Source organism: Chelatococcus daeguensis, assembly GCF_001887265.1.
GTDB lineage: Bacteria > Pseudomonadota > Alphaproteobacteria > Rhizobiales > Beijerinckiaceae > Chelatococcus_A > Chelatococcus_A sambhunathii.
The window spans coordinates 1,229,942-1,243,275 of the sequence record NZ_CP018095.1 but is presented as its reverse complement, the minus strand read 5'-3'; the positions used below and the strand labels follow the sequence as shown (position 1 = coordinate 1,243,275).

At 68.4% G+C, this 13,334-nt stretch carries 15 protein-coding genes and 1 riboswitch; of the genes, 11 read left to right on the top strand and 4 right to left on the bottom strand.

Going from position 1 to position 13,334, the window contains the following annotated elements:
• Position 1 precedes the first annotated feature (1 nt).
• Positions 2-1,678, bottom strand: a complete 1,677-nt coding sequence (locus BOQ54_RS05915) for an electron transfer flavoprotein-ubiquinone oxidoreductase (protein ID WP_245280521.1) — start codon at positions 1,676-1,678, stop codon at positions 2-4.
• A gap of 201 nt (positions 1,679-1,879) precedes the next feature.
• On the opposite strand from BOQ54_RS05915, the gene BOQ54_RS05910 reads away from it, so the two are divergent.
• The 5 genes from BOQ54_RS05910 (at position 1,880) to moaB (ending at position 6,833) form a co-directional block, all read left to right on the top strand.
• Entirely contained in the window at positions 1,880-2,725 is an 846-nt protein-coding gene (locus BOQ54_RS05910) for a uracil-DNA glycosylase (RefSeq protein WP_071923508.1), read from the top strand.
• A 108-nt stretch (positions 2,726-2,833) separates the two neighbouring features.
• Positions 2,834-4,231, top strand: a complete 1,398-nt coding sequence (locus tag BOQ54_RS05905; RefSeq protein ID WP_071923507.1) for a cytochrome ubiquinol oxidase subunit I — start codon at positions 2,834-2,836, stop codon at positions 4,229-4,231.
• A gap of 10 nt (positions 4,232-4,241) precedes the next feature.
• Positions 4,242-5,246, top strand: a complete 1,005-nt coding sequence (gene cydB, locus BOQ54_RS05900; protein ID WP_071923506.1) for a cytochrome d ubiquinol oxidase subunit II — start codon at positions 4,242-4,244, stop codon at positions 5,244-5,246.
• A 117-nt stretch (positions 5,247-5,363) separates the two neighbouring features.
• The gene (gene ypfJ, locus BOQ54_RS05895) at positions 5,364-6,251 is read left to right on the top strand and encodes a KPN_02809 family neutral zinc metallopeptidase (RefSeq protein ID WP_071923505.1); all 888 of its coding nucleotides are present in this window, start codon (positions 5,364-5,366) and stop codon (positions 6,249-6,251) included.
• A gap of 30 nt (positions 6,252-6,281) precedes the next feature.
• The gene (moaB, locus tag BOQ54_RS05890; RefSeq protein WP_071923504.1) at positions 6,282-6,833 is read left to right on the top strand and encodes a molybdenum cofactor biosynthesis protein B; all 552 of its coding nucleotides are present in this window, start codon (positions 6,282-6,284) and stop codon (positions 6,831-6,833) included.
• A 24-nt stretch (positions 6,834-6,857) separates the two neighbouring features.
• Here moaB and BOQ54_RS05885 read toward each other — a convergent pair whose 3' ends face one another.
• Positions 6,858-7,361: a hypothetical protein gene (locus tag BOQ54_RS05885; RefSeq protein WP_063189550.1), complete on the bottom strand. Its 504-nt coding sequence runs from the start codon at positions 7,359-7,361 to the stop codon at positions 6,858-6,860.
• Between the two features lie 171 nt (positions 7,362-7,532).
• Positions 7,533-7,614: riboswitch (ZMP/ZTP riboswitch) on the top strand.
• A gap of 21 nt (positions 7,615-7,635) precedes the next feature.
• Between BOQ54_RS05885 and BOQ54_RS05880 the strand changes: the two genes are divergently transcribed.
• The 5 genes from BOQ54_RS05880 to BOQ54_RS05860 all read left to right on the top strand — a co-directional run bounded on the left by BOQ54_RS05880 (position 7,636) and on the right by BOQ54_RS05860 (position 11,048).
• Entirely contained in the window at positions 7,636-8,253 is a 618-nt protein-coding gene (locus BOQ54_RS05880; protein WP_071923503.1) for a LysE family translocator, read from the top strand.
• 86 nt (positions 8,254-8,339) lie between these two features.
• Complete coding sequence (locus BOQ54_RS05875; RefSeq protein WP_063189546.1) at positions 8,340-8,540, top strand: hypothetical protein; 201 nt, start codon at positions 8,340-8,342, stop codon at positions 8,538-8,540.
• Positions 8,541-8,685: 145 nt separating this feature from the next.
• Positions 8,686-9,879 carry a PA0069 family radical SAM protein gene (locus tag BOQ54_RS05870; protein WP_245316308.1) on the top strand — a complete coding sequence of 398 codons (1,194 nt, stop codon included), beginning with the start codon at positions 8,686-8,688 and terminating at the stop codon, positions 9,877-9,879.
• A gap of 12 nt (positions 9,880-9,891) precedes the next feature.
• Entirely contained in the window at positions 9,892-10,320 is a 429-nt protein-coding gene (locus BOQ54_RS05865; protein WP_071923502.1) for a VOC family protein, read from the top strand.
• 80 nt (positions 10,321-10,400) lie between these two features.
• Positions 10,401-11,048: a ribonuclease HII gene (locus BOQ54_RS05860; RefSeq protein WP_071923501.1), complete on the top strand. Its 648-nt coding sequence runs from the start codon at positions 10,401-10,403 to the stop codon at positions 11,046-11,048.
• A 35-nt stretch (positions 11,049-11,083) separates the two neighbouring features.
• Here the strand turns inward: BOQ54_RS05860 and BOQ54_RS05855 are convergent, their stop codons facing one another.
• Both BOQ54_RS05855 and BOQ54_RS05850 read right to left on the bottom strand, forming a co-directional pair.
• The gene (locus BOQ54_RS05855; protein WP_055459234.1) at positions 11,084-11,569 is read right to left on the bottom strand and encodes a peroxiredoxin; all 486 of its coding nucleotides are present in this window, start codon (positions 11,567-11,569) and stop codon (positions 11,084-11,086) included.
• A 47-nt stretch (positions 11,570-11,616) separates the two neighbouring features.
• A complete protein-coding gene (locus tag BOQ54_RS05850) occupies positions 11,617-12,504 on the bottom strand; it encodes a protein-disulfide reductase DsbD domain-containing protein (protein ID WP_245316307.1) in 888 nt (295 codons plus the stop codon).
• Positions 12,505-12,631: 127 nt separating this feature from the next.
• On the opposite strand from BOQ54_RS05850, the gene BOQ54_RS05845 reads away from it, so the two are divergent.
• Positions 12,632-13,240, top strand: a complete 609-nt coding sequence (locus BOQ54_RS05845) for a YqgE/AlgH family protein (protein ID WP_055459236.1) — start codon at positions 12,632-12,634, stop codon at positions 13,238-13,240.
• Positions 13,241-13,334: the final 94 nt, after the last annotated feature.

Genomic DNA, 13,334 nt, shown 5'->3' with positions numbered 1-13,334 from the left:
CTCACATATTCGGATAGTTGGGTCCGCCGCCGCCTTCCGGCGTCACCCAGGTGATGTTCTGGGCCGGGTCCTTGATGTCGCAGGTCTTGCAGTGCACGCAATTCTGCGCGTTGATCACAAATCGGGGATTGGTCCGCGCCGCCGCGTCGTCATACACCACCTCGTAGACCGCCGCGGGGCAGTAGAGGCGCGCCGGCTCGCCGTAGAGCGGCAGATTCCGCTCCACCGGAATCGTGGGATCGGCCAGCTTGAGGTGGACCGGCTGGTCCTCCTCGTGATTGGTGTTGGACAGGAAGACGGACGAGAGCTTGTCGAAGGATACGATGCCGTCCGGCTTCGGGTAGGTGATCGGCTTGACCTCGTCGATTCGCTTCAAGGTCGCGTGATCGGGCTTGCCGTGGCCGAGCGTGCCAAAGAGCGAGAAGCCGAGGAGTTCGTTCGTCCACATGTCGATGCCGCCGATGGCGACGCCCGCCATGGTGCCGAAGCGCGACCACAACGGCTTGACGTTGCGCACCTTGTGCAGGTCGCGGCCGATATCGGAGCCGCGCCAGCCGGTCTCGTAGCCGGCGAGTTCGTCGTGCTCCCGCCCCTGGCCGAGCGCCGCGAAGACGTTTTCGGCACAGAGCATGCCGGACAGGATGGCGTTGTGCGAGCCCTTGATGCGCGGCACGTTGACGAAGCCGGCGGCACAGCCGATGAGCGCCCCGCCGGGGAAGACGAGCTTCGGCACCGACTGGAAGCCTCCTTCCGTGATGGCGCGCGCGCCGTAGGCAATGCGCTTGCCACCCTCCAGCATGCCCCGGATCATCGGATGGGTCTTGAAGCGCTGGAACTCGTCGAACGGCGACAGGGTCGGGTTCGAATAGTTGAGGTGCACGACGAAACCGATCGAGACCAGGTTGTCGTCGAAGTGGTAGAGGAAGGAGCCGCCGCCGGTGCTGTTGTCGAGCGGCCAGCCGAAGGAGTGCTGGACGAGGCCGGGCTCAAATTTCTCGGGCGGGATCTGCCACAATTCCTTGAGCCCGATGCCGAATTTCTGCGGCTCGCGGCCCTCGTCCAGCGAGAAGCGCCGGATGACCTGCTTCGACAGCGAGCCGCGCGCGCCCTCGCCGAGGAGAGTATACTTGCCGCGCAGCTCCATGCCGCGGGTGAACTCGGCCTTGGGCTCGCCATTCCGGCCGACGCCCATGTCGCCGGTGGCGATGCCGACGACCTCGCCCTTGTCGCCGTAGAGCACCTCGGCGGCGGCGAAGCCCGGATAGATCTCGACGCCGAGCGCCTCCGCCCGCGCGGCGAGATAGCGCGCCACATTGCCGAGCGAGCCGACGAAATTGCCGTGGTTGTTCATGAGCCGCGGCATCAGGGCATTGGGCAGCCTGACGCCGCCCGCGGGGCCGAGATAGAGGAAGCGGTCGGCTGTAACCTGCGTCTTCAGCGGCCGCTCGGGATCCTCGCGCCAGTCGGGCAGCAGCCGGTCGAGGCCGACGGGGTCGATCACCGCGCCCGAGAGAATGTGGGCGCCGACCTCGGAGCCCTTCTCCACGACGACGACGGAGACGTCCCGATCCGCCTCGGCAGCGAGTTGCTTGAGGCGAATCGCAGCAGCAAGGCCGGCCGGGCCTGCGCCGACGATGACGACGTCGTAGTCCATTCGCTCCCGTTCGGGCAGATCCATCAGGCCACTCCTTGGCTTATCAGCACCCCGGCGGATTTTTTATTTGTATACGAACAATTCCATATGTGCTGCAATCATCGATACGCGAAGTCTTCGACCCGTTCCAGACTGCATGTTGCACTGCGGGCGCGACCTCTCGAAGCGGAGGACGGCGGCGATCCGGCACTGGCAAGGTGCCGGTGGCGCCTCTAGAATGCCGGCATGTCGCATCCTCCCGCCGAGATCGGAGCCCGCGAGGCAGCGCTCGAAGCGCTCCTTGCCTTCTATGTCGATGCCGGCGTCGACCTGGCGCTCGACGAGGCGCCGCACGACCGCTTCGCCGAGCCGGACCGGCCGCAGCCGCGCGGGGAACAGGCGCGCCCGGCCCCCGCGCCGTCGGAGCCGCGGCAGCCGGCCGCTCCGGCCTTTGCCGCTGCGGCCTCGGCGGACGAGACGGCGCTTGCCGCCTGCGCCACGGCCCGCGGGGCGACCAGCCTCGACGAGCTACGCGAGGCGCTCGCGGCCTTCGACGGCTGCGCCCTGAAGGCGACGGCGAAGAACCTCGTCTTCGCCGACGGCACGCCAGGCGCCCGCGTCATGCTGGTCGGCGAGGCGCCGGGGCGCGAGGAGGATATCCAGGGCAAGCCCTTCGTCGGCCGCTCGGGACAATTGCTCGACAGGATGCTCTCGGCGATCGGCCTCGACCGCGGCAGCGTCTACATCGCCAACATCGTGCCGTGGCGCCCGCCCGGCAACCGCACGCCGACGCCGCAGGAGGCGGCGATATGCCGCCCCTTCATCGAGCGCCAGATCGAGCTGTGTGACCCGGACGTGCTCGTCTGCCTCGGCGGCCCGTCGGCCCAGGCGCTGCTCGGAGTGCGCGAAGGCATCCTGCGAACGCGCGGCAAGTGGTTCGACTACGAGACGGGCCGGCGCACCATCCGGGCCCTCGCGACGCTCCATCCCGCCTATCTGCTGCGCCAGCCGGCGCAGAAGCGGCTTGCGTGGCGCGACCTGCGCGCCCTGAGGAAGGTGCTCGACGAGACGGCCGGCGCCGCCCGGAGCTGAAACCGCCCGCCGCGGCGGGCGGCGGCGCTTTCGTGGCGAAACCTGCACAATTGTGATGTAATATCTTGCGTCATTCCGAATCGAGGCACGATCCCCGGAGGTGACGACATGGATCTCGACGCGACGATGTTGGCGCGCATCCAGTTCGCTTTTACGGTCACCTTCCACATCATTTTCCCCGCCTTCACCATCGGCCTTTCCGCCTTCATCACCACTTTGCTGGGCCGCTGGCTCTATACGGGCGACGAGCATTACCGCACCCTCGCCCGCTTCTGGACGAAGATCTTCGCCGTGTCCTTCGCCATGGGCGTCGTGTCCGGCATCGTGCTGTCCTACCAGTTTGGCACCAACTGGAGCCGCTTCTCGGTGGTGGTCGGCAACACCATCGGCCCGCTCATCGGCTACGAGGTGCTGACAGCCTTCTTCCTGGAAGCAACCTTCCTCGGCATCATGCTCTTCGGCTGGAACCGGGTGCCGCCGGCACTGCACTTCTTCGCTGCGCTCATGGTGGCGGTCGGCACCTGCATGTCGGCCTTCTGGATCATCTCGGCCAACAGCTGGATGCAATATCCGACCGGGCACGAGGTGCGCGACGGCATCGCCTATCCGGTCGACTGGCTCGCCATCGTCTTCAGCCCCACCTTTCCGCTGCGTCTCGCGCATATGGTGGCCGCGGCCTATCTCACCACGGCCATCGTCGTTCTCGCCGTCGGCGCACGCTACCTGCTCGCCGGGGTGCACGAGCGTCATGGCCGCACGATGATCGGCATGGGTCTCGGCATGACCTTGATCCTCGCGCCGCTGCAGGCCGTCATCGGTGATGCGCATGGCCTCAAGACGGCCAAATACCAGCCGGTGAAGCTCGCCGCGATGGAGGGACACTGGCCGGAGAGCGAGGTGGCCCCGCTCGTCCTCTTCGCCTGGCCGAACGAGCGGACCGAATCGAACGACTTCGAGATCGCCATTCCCCATCTCGGCAGCCTGATCATCACGCACGACTGGAACGGCATCTACCCCGGCCTGAAGGCCTTCCCGTCCGAGGACCGGCCGCCGGTGGTGCCGGTGTTCTTCTCCTTCCGCGTCATGGTCGGCCTCGGTTTACTCATGATCGGGCTCGCCTTCTGGGGCGGCTATCTCTGGCTGCGCGGCCGGCTGTTCACCTCCCGTACATTCCTCCGGGCAGCGTCATGGGCGTGGCCGACTGGCTTCATCGCCATCATCGCCGGCTGGTTCGTAGCCGAGATCGGCCGCCAGCCGTGGGTCGCGACGGGCATCCTGCGCACGGCCGACGCCCGTTCGCCAGTCGCCATGGAGACCGTCGCCTTCACGCTCGCGCTCTTCGTGGTCGTCTATGGCATCGTCTTCACCATGGGCATCCGCTACATCAATCGGCTCATCGTAAAGGGACCGGCACCGGAGGTCGCCGCCGAGCCGAGGGGGCTGCCCAACCGGCCGCTGTCGGCAGCCGAGGAGGCGGCCCGCGCCGCCATGCAACCCGGACAATGAGGAGCGTGCCATGGAGTGGTATCTGCCGATCATCTGGGCCGGGCTGATCGCCACGGCCGTCGCGCTCTACGTCATCCTCGACGGCTTCGACCTCGGCATGGGCATCCTCTTTCCCACGACGCAGGAGGAGGCGCGCCGCGACGAGATGATGAACTCCGTCGCCCCCTTCTGGGACGGCAACGAGACGTGGCTCGTCCTGGGCGGCGGCGGCCTGTGGGTCGCCTTCCCGCAGGCCTATGCCGTCATCATGCCGGCGCTCTACCTGCCGGTCATCGTGATGCTGCTCGCCCTCATCTTCCGCGGGGTGTCGTTCGAGTTCCGCTGGGTGTCGAAGCCCCGGCACCGCATGTGGGATCTCGCCTTCTCCGGCGGCTCCATCGTCGCGGCCTTCGCCCAGGGCGTCATCCTCGGCGGCCTCCTGCAGGGCATCAGGGTGGAGAACGGGGAGTTCGCCGGCGGCTCCTTCGACTGGCTGGCGCCGTTCCCGCTGCTGTGCGGGGTCGGCGTCGTCGCCGGCTACGGCCTCATCGGCTGCTGCTGGCTGATGATGAAGACGGAGGGCCCGACCGCCGACCATGCCCGCCGGCTGGCGCCCGGCTTCCTCATCGCCGTCGGCATCTGCGCGGCGCTCGTCAGCATCTGGACGCCGGCCTCCTTCGAGCGCATCGCCGACCGCTGGTTCGCGGCGCCGAACATCTACTTCCTCTGGCTCCTGCCGGCAGGGACGGTCGTCCTCGGCTTGCTCGCCTGGCGCGGCATGCGCCAGGGGCGGACGGCGCTGCCGTTCTTCAGCACGATCGGCATCTTCCTCCTGTGCTACGCCGGGCTCGCGATCTCCAACTTCCCCTATCTCGTGCCGCCGACGCTGACGGTGTGGGACACGGCGGCGGTGCCGGCGGCGCAGATCTTCCTCCTCATCGGGACCCTGCCGCTCCTGCCCATGATCCTCGGCTACACGGTCTTCGTGTACTGGACCTTCCGCGGCAAGCTGAAGGAGGGCGAGGGCTACCACTAGCCCGGCGTGTACTGCTGCCACGGCATGCCGCGGCCGGTCGTTGGCCGGCGCGGCGCGGCGGGCTATGCTGGTCGGCCTGCCGCTGCAGGCAAGTGAGGCGTCGACGGAAGGCAAGACATGCGCTGGGGTGATTTCCGCCGGTCCGAGAATGTCGAGGACCGGCGTGGCGGCGGTGGAGGCTTCCACATCCCCGGCGGGGGACGCGGCGGCGGCATCGGCATTGGCACCATCCTCGTGCTCGGCCTCATCGGCTGGGCGCTCGGCATCGATCCGCGCATCCTCATCGGCGGGGCCGAGATGCTGTCGGGCGGCGGCTCCTCCTACGAGCAGTCGCAGCCGGGCACGCGCGGCGCGCCGCAGGACGAGGCCGGCCAGTTCGCCGCCGCCATCCTCGGCAATACGGAGGACGTCTGGACGACCGTCCTGCCGCAGCAGGTGAACGTCGCCTACAAGAACCCGCGCATGGTGCTCTTCTCCGGCGCCACCCGGTCGAACTGCGGCTTCGCGCAGGCGGCCATGGGGCCGTTCTATTGTCCCGTCGACCAGACGGTCTACATCGACCTCAGCTTCTTCGACGACATGCGCCGGCGCTTCCGCGCGGGCGGCGATTTCGCCTATGCCTATGTCATCGCTCACGAGGTCGGACACCATGTGGAGAACCTGCTCGGCATCCTGCCCAAGGTGCAGCAGGCGCAGCGCCAGGCCTCGCAGCGGCAGGCGAACGAATTGTCCGTGCGCGTCGAATTGATGGCCGACTGCCTCGCCGGCGTGTGGGCCAATCACAGCGAGCAGCGCTGGAAGGCGCTGGAGCCTGGCGACGTGGAGGAGGCGATGAACGCGGCCGAGGCCATCGGCGACGACCGCCTGCAGAGGGCCGGCCAGGGCTATGCCGTCCCCGAGACCTTCACCCATGGCTCGTCCGAGCAGCGCGTGCGCTGGTTCATGACCGGGCTCAAGGAAGGCCGCGTGCAGGCGTGCGATACCTTCGGCGCAAGCAGGCCCTGACGGTCCGGCACCACCTCATCAGGCAGACTCATGTCCCGTATCGACGAAACGCGCCCTTTCATTCCGCTCTCCATCGCCGTGCTGACCGTATCCGACACGCGCAGCCTCGCCGACGACAGAGCCGGCGACACGCTGGTTCAGCGTCTCGAAGCGGCCGGCCATCGCCTTGCCGCCCGCGCCATCGTGCCGGACGAGATCGACGAGATCCGCGCCACCGTGAAGGGCTGGATCGCCGATCCCGGCATCGATGCCGTCATCACCACGGGCGGCACGGGCTTCACCGGCCGGGACGTGACGCCCGAGGCCATCGAGCCGCTGTTCGAGAAGCGCATGGACGGCTTCTCGGCCGTCTTCCACCGCATCTCCTACGACAAGATCGGCACCTCGACCCTGCAGTCACGGGCGACCGCGGGCGTCGCGGGCGCAACCTACATCTTCGTGCTGCCGGGCTCCCCCGGCGCCTGCAAGGACGCCTGGGACGGCATCCTCGCCGCGCAGCTCGATTATCGCCAACGGCCGTGCAATTTCGTCGAGATCATGCCGCGGCTCGACGAGCATCTGAGGCGTGGAACCGGCAGCTGAACGGACGGGGATCACGCCCCGGTCTCAACCGGCCGCCTCGAAGGCGACCGGCAGCGCCGGCAGCATCATCGGCCGGCGATGGCCGGCGACGACATGAGCCTTCGACAGCAGCATGCGCGGGCCGAGCGGCGCGCGGCCGAACAGCCCCTGGGCCACATGCCGCAAGCGGCCGAGCGGCACGATGCACGAGCCGCCGAGCCACAAGCCCGTCGTCTGGCCGCCTTCGCGGCGCAGGAAGCGCTCCATCACGGCGATCCAGTTCGCCGTCGGCACGTCGCCGGCCTTGAGCAGCATCAGCCAGGGGCCACGTGCTTCGTGCACGCCCGCGCGCCAGCCGGCTTCGCCATCCCCGGCCCGCACGAGCGAAGCGCCCACCGCCTCCGCGACGCGGGCGGCATCCCGGTCCTCGCCGCAATCGATGATGATGGCCTCGCGCACGACCGCCGCCGCGACGCCGGGCACGAGAGCTGCCAGCGTCGCGCCGAGCCCTTCCGTATCGCCATTGGCCATGATCAGGACGGAAATCATGCCGGAAGCCTAGCGCAGGCACCTCGCCATGACGCTGCGGCACGCTGTCTTAGCGGCAGGACCACGGACGGCCCGAATCCTCGGTGGCAGGCGCGAGCCCGCCGGCGCTGGCCGCGCCCAACATCCCGATGCATGCGGCTTGCCCGCCGGGCGAGCGGTCGATACGCTCGCATCGTGCTGTGTGACTGGCGGGATGAGATGGGGAACCATCGGGGAGCGCAGCACTGTTCCGCCATCCGCCTGGGCCAACTCCAAGATCGCGAGTGGAGGCCCCATGGACGCTGTGCTCCTGTTTCTTCTGACATCGCTCGCGCTCGTCGGGAGCCCCGGACCCAACACGCTCAGCCTGGCGGCGCTCGGAGCTGCCCTCGGCATGCGTCGCGTGGTGCCGTACATGCTCGGGCTCGATCTCGGAATGGTCGCCGTCGTGGCTTTGGTCGGCTCGGGCCTCTGGGCGGCGGTGCTTTCCTCTCCCCGGATCGCGCCGGTCGTGACCTTTGCCGCGAGCGCCTATCTCATCTTCCTGGCCTACCGGATCGCCACGGCGCCGCCGCTGAGGACGGCCGCCGCAGGATCGGCCGCGCGTCCCCCTCGCTGGCATGCGGGCGCGACCCTGTCTCTGGCCAACCCGAAGGCCTATGTCGCCGTGGCGGCTGTATTCTCGCGATATTCCGTCTGGCCCGACAGCACCATCGGCGATCAGTTGCTGAAGGGAACGCTGCTGCTCGCGACAGTCGTTCTCGTCAACATCCTTTGGCTTGCTGCCGGCTCGCTGCTCGCGCGCCCCATGGACAACCCCCGGGCAAGGCGTGTCTTGAACATGTCCTTCGCGGGCTTGCTGATCCTTTCCGTAGCCGTGCCGTGGGTGCTGTCACCACCCGGCAAGCCTTGAATTGAGATTTCCGGCACGCCCGTTTGACGATGGCCGCTCCCGTCACTCCTCTTGATGCTCCGCTGCACGACGAAAGGAGAACGCGAATGCCGCAGGAGATCAGACCACAGCCAGGCGTCTTCCCCGGTTCGCATATGCCGGTCAGCAGCCTCAACGCCCGCCTCGATGCGTGGCAACAGGGGATCACCTTGCCGATTCCAGCGCCACCGCAACCCGCGCGGGACCAACCGCCGGCGGCGCCCGGCACCGCGGCCGACGCTGCGGAAGCGCCGCAGAACCAGGACTAGACGATCGAACGTCGGCTTCTGTTTCGGCACGCGGCTTGTGCCGTTGCTAACCTTGCGCCTCGACCACAGCCACCACTGGACACGGGAACAATTTTGTTCTCTATATGTTCTCAATCGATGATCGCTGCTGGAATCGGAGGCGCCCATGCGGGCCCGAGCCGTCTCTCATTCACCCGCCCCTGCCACCCCGTCGCGCACCGGCCGGGGGCGCGATCTGCTGAAGGAGGTGCCGCAGGTCGGCCCGGCGGATCCGCTCGCCCTTGTCGGCCATCGCATCGACCCGGAGCGGCGGCGCGGACGCGGGGCCGTCGGCAACCCCGTGGCGCGCTACGAGCCGACTCACCGGGAGGATGTCGACGACGGCTGGGAGGGCCTTGCCGAGCTGCCGCCGTTCAAGACGGAGGTGCAGACGGAGAAGGCGCGCACCATCATCACGCGCAACGATTCGCCCGACATCTCCTTCGACCGCTCGGTGAACCCCTATCGCGGCTGCGAGCACGGCTGCGTCTACTGCTTCGCCCGGCCGACCCACGCCTATATGGGCCTGTCGCCGGGGCTCGACTTCGAATCGAAGCTCTTCGCCAAGCCGGATGCGCCGGCGTTGCTCGAGAAGGAACTATCCGCCTCCAGCTACGTGCCACGCACGCTCGCCATCGGCACCAATACCGATCCCTACCAGCCCATCGAGCGCAAGTTCCGCCTCATGCGCGGCATCCTGGAGGTGCTGGGCAGGACCGGCCATCCGGTCGGCATCGTGACCAAATCGGCCCTGGTGACGCGCGACATCGACCTCCTCGCGCCTATGGCGGCGCGGGGCCTCGCCAAGGTGGCGATCTCCGTCACCACGCTCGACGCCAAGCTCGCCCGCACGATGGAGCCGCGGGCGGCGACGCCGCAGCGCCGGCTCGACACCATCCGCCGGCTCAGCGAGGCTGGCATCCCCGTCACCGTGCTCGTTGCTCCCATCGTGCCGGCCGTCAACGATGCGGAGATCGAGAACATCCTCGCCGCGACGCATGCCGCAGGCGCGCGCGAGGCGGGCTACGTCATGCTGCGCCTGCCGCTCGAGGTGCGCGACATCGTGCGCGAGTGGCTGATGAGCGACTATCCCGACAAGGCCCGGCACGTGCTGTCGCTCATCCGCTCGACGCGCGGCGGCAAGGACTACGATTCCAGCTGGGGCCAGCGCATGGTGGGCTCCGGTCCCTATGCCTGGATGATCGGCCGGCGTTTCGAGATGGCCGCCGAGCGCCTCGGCTTCAACAAGCGCCGCACGCGGCTCAGGACGGACCTCTTCTCACCGCCCCGTCGCGGCGCCGAGCAGCTCAGCCTCTTCTGAAAGGATAGCCCGATGACCGCGACCGTTCCTGCGCGCGTCAACCTCATCACGCTCGGCGTCACGGACCGCGCTGCCAGCCAGCGCTTCTACGAGAAGCTCGGCTGGCGGCCGAAGGCGCGGGCCCACGAGGCGTCGATCACCTTTCTCGCCCTCGACAATGTTGCGCTCGCCCTGTGGGACCGGGACAAGCTCGCCGAGGACGCGAAGCTCCCGCTGACGCCACCGGGCTTCGGCGGCTTCACTCTCGCCATCAACCTGCCGGACGAGAAGGCGCTCGACGCCGCGGTCGCCGCCGGCGGGCACCTGCTGAAGCCAGGCACCAAGGCGGACTGGGGCGGCTATTCGGGCTATTTCGCCGATCCCGACGGCCATCCGTGGGAGGTGGCCTTCAATCCCTTCATGCCGCTCGACGCGCGCGGGCTGATGGTGCTGCCGGACTGACGGCGGCTTTCGCAGCCCCCGCAGGCGAGCCTTCTCGAATCGAGCCTTGAGCCTGCGCGCCTGCGCGCCATGATGGCCGCATGAAGCGCATCGACGATACTGATTCGCCGGCAGGTTCCGACCTCGCGTCGGCATCCTTCCTGCGCGAGGGAGACTGCCGCCGGCGCGGCCTCTGGCCCGTTGCCGGCGTGGACGAGGTAGGCCGCGGCCCCCTTGCCGGCCCGGTCGTTGCGGCGGCTGTCGTGCTCGATCCCGACCGCATCCCCGAGGGGCTGACGGATTCGAAGAGGCTCACGCCCGCTCGGCGCGAGGTGCTCTATGCCTTCATCCTCGACAGCGCGGCCGTGTCGGTAGCGAGCGTGCCGGCCCGCATCATCGACAGCATCAACATCCGCCAGGCGACGCTGGCTGCCATGACGCGGGCCCTGCGCGGCCTGCCGGAGCGGCCGGTGCATGCCTTCATCGACGGCAACGACTGCCCGCCCGATGCCCCCTGTACGACGGAGGCGGTCATCAAGGGCGACCTCACCGTCGCCTCGATTGCGGCGGCGTCGATCGTTGCCAAGGTCACGCGCGACCGGCTGATGGCGCGGCTGTGCCGACAGTTCCCGGCCTATGGCTTTTCGTCCCACGCCGGCTACGGCACACCGGGGCATCTCGAGGCCATTGCCGCGCACGGGCCGTCGCCCTTCCACCGCATGAGCTTTGCGCCGATGCGGTTGGAATAAGCCGGGCGCCTCACAAGGAACCGCCCGGCCTCGCGTCAGAGCTGCGCGAGGAGGTGCGCCGCGCCGGAGACGTCCGCCTTGCCCGGCGCGTCCTCGACGTTGAGCTGCGTGACGACGCCGTCCTCGACGACCATCGAATAGCGCTGCGAGCGCGTCCCGAGGCCGAAACCCGAACCGTCGAAGGCGAGCCCGACCGCCTTGGCGAAATCGCCGTTGCCGTCGGCCAGAAACTCGATGACGCCTTCGGCGCCTGACGACTTGCTCCACGCATCCATGACGAAGACGTCATTGGCCGCCGTCACCGCGATGGCGTCGATGCCGCGGGCCTTGATCTCGTCGGCCTTGGCGAGGAAGCCCGGCAGATGGTTCTTGTGGCACGTGGGCGTGAAGGCGCCGGGCACGGCGAAAAGAACGACCTTGCGGCCCTTGAAGATGTCGTCCGTGGTGCGCGCGGCCGGCCCGTCGGGCGTCATGACGCGAAAGGTTACGGACGGCAGACGATCACCAACTGCAATGGCCATGACAACGCTCCTTCCAGGGAAAGTCAGCCGAGAGGCGGCCCCCTGAGTTAGCGTGCCTTGGCCACTGCGTCGAGCCTCGCAGCAACGGATATCGCGCCGGCCTTGCCGACGACCGTGAGCTTCGCGGCCGTTGGGCCCGCGACCGCCTTCGGCCGGTCGGCGACCGGGACGCGGGCAAGAGTGCGGCCGTCGTTCTGGCGCGTCAGCTCGGCCTTGTCGAAGTACCAGCCGCTCTCGCCCTCGACGAAGACGTCCTCCAGCCCGCCGCCCGCGATGCGGGCGACGACGGCGATGTCGTCCCCCTTGCGCTCGATGGCCGCAGTCTCGACCGCAAGGCCGGCGGCCTCCTCGCCCACTGCGACCTCCCGCGGGACGCGGGCGACGAACGGAGCAAGCGCCGCCGCGTCCTCAGCCGATTCGGTGAGTTCCCGCGCCACGTGGCCGCCCGTCGGGATGCAGAGTTTTTCGCACACCGCGTAATCGAGCTTGAGATCGAGCACGACGGGCGCGCCGGCATCCTGCGCCACGACGCGCAGCGGCAGCACGACATCGTCCTTGTAGCCGATCGACCAGCCGACGCCGTCGAAGAAGCGGCGGGGTGCCGGCCATTCCACCTCGACGCGGGCGACATTGCGCGAGCCCGACCAGTCGAAAACCGGCGGCACGCCGGAATCGCCTGGATCGCGCCAGTAGGTCTTGAAGCCCGGTTCGAGGGCGATGCTCAGGCCGGCCCGCCAGGCTCCGTCCGGCATGCGCCCGGCGGAGAGGAGCGCAATGGAGGAACGCTCGCCCTTCGCATTCGCCGAAGGCGCGGGTTCCGCGACGGCAGGGCCCGCCAGGCCTGCCGTGACGAACAACGCGGCGGACAGTGCCAGCGCGCCGCAGATGATCGCGGCCCGGCCGGCCGTCCCGTCCTTGAAGCATCCGATCGACATGGCGCCGGAATACCCTCCTGCCGCGCTCCTGGCGAGCCACGAAGCCGTGAAGCGCAACAAGGAGGCAGCAAAAAGCATTGAAAAGCTATGGGCTCGCCGTAGCATGTTGTTGAGAGAAGGAGAGCTGATGTCGCTCGAGCGAAAGTCGGCCGAGACCGGCAAGGATTATCTGGACGGCCAGTTGCTGCTCGCCATGCCGGGCATGCGGGACGAGCGGTTTGCGCGTTCGGTGATCTATGTGTGCGCCCATTCGGAAGAAGGCGCGATGGGCATCGTCGTCAACAAGCGCGCGACGGAGCTCAATTTTCCCGATCTCCTCGTCCAGCTCGACATCATCAATGCCGAGGAAGCGATCCGCCTGCCGCAGCGCGATCGGGTGCTCGTGCTGCGCGGCGGGCCGGTTGAGACGGGACGCGGCTTCGTGCTGCACTCGCCCGACTTCTTCATCGACAATTCGACCCTGCCCATCGACGACGAGATCTGCCTGACGGCGACGATCGACATCCTGCGTGCCATCGCCCGCGGCCAGGGCCCGCACAGCGCCCTTCTGGCGCTCGGCTACGCTGGCTGGGGCGCCGGGCAGCTCGAAAGCGAGATCCAGGCCAACGGCTGGCTGAACTGCCCGGCCGATCCGGAACTGATCTTCAACGTGCCGCTGGAAGCCAAATACGACCGCGCCCTACGCATGCTCGGCATCGATCCGGGGATGCTCTCCGGCGAGGCCGGGCACGCCTGAGGCGACCGCCCAAACGTCGTCGCCAGCTGAGCCTGGTCGCCCGCTCTCCGGCCGTGGCGAGAGCAACAACGCTGCTCTCCATCGTCTGACTGGA

What these genes read in the sequence shown, in the direction of transcription:
- BOQ54_RS05875 (WP_063189546.1), top strand. Translation starts at nt 8,340, where the DNA reads ATGCCGCAGGAGATCAGACCACAGCCAGGCGTCTTCCCCGGTTCGCAT.
- BOQ54_RS05855 (WP_055459234.1), bottom strand. Translation starts at nt 11,569, where the DNA reads ATGGCCATTGCAGTTGGTGATCGTCTGCCGTCCGTAACCTTTCGCGTC.
- ypfJ (WP_071923505.1), top strand. Translation starts at nt 5,364, where the DNA reads ATGCGCTGGGGTGATTTCCGCCGGTCCGAGAATGTCGAGGACCGGCGT.
- BOQ54_RS05860 (WP_071923501.1), top strand. Translation starts at nt 10,401, where the DNA reads ATGAAGCGCATCGACGATACTGATTCGCCGGCAGGTTCCGACCTCGCG.
- BOQ54_RS05880 (WP_071923503.1), top strand. Translation starts at nt 7,636, where the DNA reads ATGGACGCTGTGCTCCTGTTTCTTCTGACATCGCTCGCGCTCGTCGGG.
- BOQ54_RS05850 (WP_245316307.1), bottom strand. Translation starts at nt 12,504, where the DNA reads ATGTCGATCGGATGCTTCAAGGACGGGACGGCCGGCCGGGCCGCGATC.
- BOQ54_RS05870 (WP_245316308.1), top strand. Translation starts at nt 8,686, where the DNA reads ATGCGGGCCCGAGCCGTCTCTCATTCACCCGCCCCTGCCACCCCGTCG.
- BOQ54_RS05885 (WP_063189550.1), bottom strand. Translation starts at nt 7,361, where the DNA reads ATGATTTCCGTCCTGATCATGGCCAATGGCGATACGGAAGGGCTCGGC.
- cydB (WP_071923506.1), top strand. Translation starts at nt 4,242, where the DNA reads ATGGAGTGGTATCTGCCGATCATCTGGGCCGGGCTGATCGCCACGGCC.
- BOQ54_RS05915 (WP_245280521.1), bottom strand. Translation starts at nt 1,678, where the DNA reads ATGGATCTGCCCGAACGGGAGCGAATGGACTACGACGTCGTCATCGTC.
- BOQ54_RS05905 (WP_071923507.1), top strand. Translation starts at nt 2,834, where the DNA reads ATGGATCTCGACGCGACGATGTTGGCGCGCATCCAGTTCGCTTTTACG.
- moaB (WP_071923504.1), top strand. Translation starts at nt 6,282, where the DNA reads ATGTCCCGTATCGACGAAACGCGCCCTTTCATTCCGCTCTCCATCGCC.
- BOQ54_RS05865 (WP_071923502.1), top strand. Translation starts at nt 9,892, where the DNA reads ATGACCGCGACCGTTCCTGCGCGCGTCAACCTCATCACGCTCGGCGTC.
- BOQ54_RS05845 (WP_055459236.1), top strand. Translation starts at nt 12,632, where the DNA reads ATGTCGCTCGAGCGAAAGTCGGCCGAGACCGGCAAGGATTATCTGGAC.
- BOQ54_RS05910 (WP_071923508.1), top strand. Translation starts at nt 1,880, where the DNA reads ATGTCGCATCCTCCCGCCGAGATCGGAGCCCGCGAGGCAGCGCTCGAA.